This is a genomic window from Cellulomonas septica, from assembly GCF_012396155.1.
Taxonomy (GTDB): domain Bacteria; phylum Actinomycetota; class Actinomycetes; order Actinomycetales; family Cellulomonadaceae; genus Cellulomonas; species Cellulomonas septica.
Genome location: NZ_JAAXOY010000483.1, coordinates 1 through 2845, shown reverse-complemented (window position 1 = coordinate 2845; position 2845 = coordinate 1). Strand labels below are relative to the sequence as shown.

At 75.4% G+C, this 2845-nt stretch carries 3 protein-coding genes; 2 read left to right on the top strand and 1 reads right to left on the bottom strand.

Translation table 11 applies throughout. The features are described 5' to 3' along the window. Positions 1 to 1751: phosphoenolpyruvate carboxylase (locus tag HGA02_RS15405; RefSeq protein WP_168679931.1), on the top strand; the 1751-nt coding region annotated here is incomplete at its 5' end. A gap of 156 nt (positions 1752 to 1907) precedes the next feature. Here the strand turns inward: HGA02_RS15405 and HGA02_RS15400 are convergent. Next, complete coding sequence (locus HGA02_RS15400; RefSeq protein ID WP_168679929.1) at positions 1908 to 2465, bottom strand: NUDIX domain-containing protein; 558 nt, start codon at positions 2463 to 2465, stop codon at positions 1908 to 1910. 60 nt (positions 2466 to 2525) lie between these two features. Here HGA02_RS15400 and HGA02_RS15395 point away from each other — a divergent pair. Then, positions 2526 to 2845, top strand: a 320-nt coding sequence (locus HGA02_RS15395; RefSeq protein WP_168679927.1) for a sigma-70 family RNA polymerase sigma factor, incomplete at its 3' end; no start/stop codon positions are given.

Below are 2845 nucleotides of genomic sequence, written 5' to 3'. Positions count from 1 at the left end.
CCGCCGCGGGCCTCACGCTCGGCACCGACATGACGCCGCCGTCGGCCGAGCTGGGCGCGCTCTGGCAGCGCCAGCGCCTGCTGTCGGAGGAGATCACCGCGCGCGTCGCGGGCGAGGCCCCCAACGAGCCGCACCGCCGCGTCGTGCTCGTGCTCGCCGAGCGCATCGCCGCGACCCGTCGCCGCGACGCCGACCTCGCGTACGGCTCGCCCCAGGAGCTCGAGGCCGACCTGCTCGTCGTGCAGCGCTCGCTCGTCGAGGCCGGTGCGTCCCGCTCGGCGTACGGGGACCTGCAGCGCCTGCTGTGGCAGGTCCAGACGTTCGGCTTCCACCTCGCCGAGCTCGAGGTGCGCCAGCACTCGCAGGTGCACGAGTCCGCGCTCGCGGACATCGAGGCGAACGGCGTCGACGGCACCCTGGAGCCGCGCACGCTCGAGGTCCTCGACACGTTCCGCGCGCTCGGCACCGTCCAGCGCCGGTTCGGCCTCGCGGCCGCGCGCCGCTACATCGTGTCGTTCACGCAGTCGGCCGAGCACCTCGCGGCCGTCTACCGCCTCGCGGAGCTCGCGTACGGCGGGCCCGACGACGTCCCGGTGATCGACGCGATCCCGCTGTTCGAGACCTTCGCCGACCTCGAGGCGAGCGTCGACATCCTCGAGGGCGCACTCGCGATCCCGCAGGTGCAGAAGCGCCTTGCGGAGAACGGCCGCCGCGTCGAGGTCATGCTCGGCTACTCCGACTCGTCGAAGGACGTCGGCCCGGTCTCGGCGACGCTCGCCCTCGACACCGCGCAGCAGCGCATCACCGAGTGGGCACGCCGGCACGACATCGTGCTCACGCTCTTCCACGGTCGCGGCGGCGCGCTCGGCCGTGGCGGCGGCCCCGCCAACCGCGCGGTGCTCGCGCAGCCCCCGGGCTCCGTCGACGGCCGGTTCAAGCTCACCGAGCAGGGCGAGGTCATCTTCGCCCGCTACGGCGACCCGGTCATCGCCGCGCGGCACATCGAGCAGGTCGTCGCGGCGACGCTCCTCGCGAGCACGCCGTCCGTCGAGCAGCGCAACGCGGCCGCGTCCGAGCGGTTCGCGGACCTCGCGAAGCAGCTCGACGTCGCGTCCCGCACCCGGTTCCACGAGCTGGTCAAGGCCGAGGGCTTCCCGCAGTGGTTCGCCGAGGTCACGCCGCTCGAGGAGGTCGGCCTGCTGCCGATCGGCTCGCGGCCCGCGCGTCGCGGCCTGTCGGTGTCGTCGCTCGACGACCTGCGCGCGATCCCGTGGGTGTTCTCGTGGTCGCAGGCGCGCATCAACCTCGCCGGCTGGTACGGGCTCGGGACGGCGCTCGACGCCGTCGGCGACCTCGACGAGCTGCGCGCCGCGTACGCGCAGTGGCCGCTGTTCACGACGATGATCGACAACGTCGAGATGTCGCTCGCGAAGACGGACGAGCGGATCGCCGCCCGCTACCTCGCGCTCGGCGACCGCCCCGACCTGGCCGACAAGGTCCTGTCCGAGATGGTGCTCACCCGCCGCTCGGTCCTGGCCATCACGGACAGCGACGCCGTGCTGTCGCGCCGCCGGATCCTCGGCCGCGCCGTCCAGCTCCGCAGCCCCTACGTCGACGCGCTCTCGCTGCTCCAGCTCCGTGCGCTGCGCGGCCTGCGCACCGGCGACGCGACCGAGCAGGCCGACGACCTGCGCCGCCTGCTGCTGCTCACCGTCAACGGTGTCGCGGCGGGCGTGCAGAACACCGGCTGACCCGCGCTCCACGTCCGGGCGCGGCCCGGACCTGCGACGACGCCCCGTGGTCCGACGACCGCGGGGCGTCGTCGTGCGTCGGGCCGTGCAGGGCTGCACCGGCGCGGGCGGGCCACCGGTCCGCACGGCCGCCGCGGTCGGCGCGCCGCGGTGGGCTCAGCCCGGCAGCGACACGACCCGCGGCGGGTCCTCGCCGCGGGCCAGCGCGTCGAGGACGAGGCGCTCGTGCGGCACGACGGGCTCCGGGAGGTCGGCGAGCGGGACCCACGCGAGGTGCTCGGCCTTGTCCTCCTCGCGACGCGACGGGTCGCCCGTCCACGTCCGCGCCTCGAAGAACACGTCGACGCGCTGCTCGACGGCCGGGCCGCCGCGCTCGAACCGGTGCAGCGTCGTGAGCGGGCGCAGGTCGTCGACGCGCACCGTGACGCCGGCCTCCTCGGCGGCCTCGCGGACGGCCGCCTCGTGCACCGACTCGCCCGGGTCGACGTGGCCGGCGAGCACCGCCCAGTGCCCGTCGCGGTAGCCCGTGCCCCGGCGCAGCTGCAGCAGGACGTCGTCACCGCGGCGCAGCACGACGTACGCGGCGGCGACCAGCAACGTGCGGTGGCCCAGGTGGTCACCGGCGTCGTAGTGCTCGTCCGGGGCGCTCGTCGCCCCGGCGGCGTCCGGCGCGGGGGCGGGGTGCACGGGCTCGTCGGCGGGGGAGTGCGGCATGCGGGGCAGTCTGGCACCCGGGGGTCGCGGGCTGTCGGTGGTGCTCGCTACCGTCGAGGTGTGACGCTGACCACCACCGAGCACGACTTCGAGACGCTCGTGGAGCCGCTGCGCCGCGAGCTGCTGGCGCACTGCTACCGCATGACCGGGTCGCTGCACGACGCCGAGGACGTCCTGCAGGACGCCTACCTGCGCGCGTGGCGCGCGTTCGACCGGTTCGAGGGCCGCTCGTCGGTGCGGACGTGGATGTACCGCATCACGACGAACACGTGCCTCACGCACCTCGAGGGCCGGTCCCGCCGCCCGCTGCCGACGGGCCTGGGCGCGCCCGCGGCGGACCCGGCGTCCGAGCCGCGCGAGGAGCACGCCGTCGCGTGGCT